The following is a 788-nucleotide window of genomic DNA, read 5'->3' on the forward strand; positions in this document are numbered from 1 at the left end:
TCGATCGCGGCCTGGCTCGACGATGCCGCCGTGATCGAGGTGATGCTGAACCCGGACGGACGGCTGTGGGTCGACCGGCTCGGCGAGGGCATCAGCGACACCGGCATGACGCTGGCCGCCGCTGACGGCGAGCGCATCGTCCGCCTGGTCGCGCATCATGTCGGCGTCGAGGTCCACGCCCGGTCCCCGCGCGTCTCGGCCGAACTGCCCGAAGGCGGCGAGCGGTTCGAGGGGTTGCTGCCCCCCGTCGTCGCGGCCCCGGCTTTCGCCATCCGCAAGCCCGCCGTCGCGGTGTTCACGCTCGACGACTATGCGGCCGCCGGGATCATGTCGGCGGCCGAGGCGGCGGCATGCCGCGATGGCGTCGCCGCTCGCGCCAACATCCTCGTGGCGGGCGGCACCGGCAGCGGGAAGACCACGCTGGTCAATGCGCTGCTGGCCGAGGTGGCGAAGACCGCCGACCGCATCGTCCTGATCGAGGACACGCGCGAGCTGCAATGCGCCGCGCCCAACCTTGTCGCCATGCGGACCAAGGATGGCGTCGTCTCGCTATCCGATCTTGTCCGTTCCTCGCTGCGCCTGCGCCCCGATCGCATTCCCATCGGTGAGGTGCGCGGGGCCGAGGCGCTGGATCTCCTCAAAGCCTGGGGGACGGGACACCCCGGCGGCATCGGCACGATCCACGCCGGAACCGCCCTCGGGGCGCTGCGCCGCATGGAGCAGCTTATTCAGCAGGCCGTCGTCACGGTCCCGCGCGCGCTGCTGGCCGAGACCATCGACCTGATCGC

Annotated in this window: 1 protein-coding gene; it reads left to right on the forward strand. The window is 71.6% G+C overall.

The genetic code is table 11. The features are described 5' to 3' along the window. A partial coding sequence (gene trbB, locus AX724_RS09285) for a P-type conjugative transfer ATPase TrbB (RefSeq protein WP_066765620.1) occupies positions 1 to 788 on the forward strand: 788 nt, incomplete at both ends.

It is taken from the genome of Sphingobium sp. CCH11-B1 (assembly GCF_001556865.1).
In the GTDB taxonomy this organism is placed as follows: domain Bacteria; phylum Pseudomonadota; class Alphaproteobacteria; order Sphingomonadales; family Sphingomonadaceae; genus Sphingobium.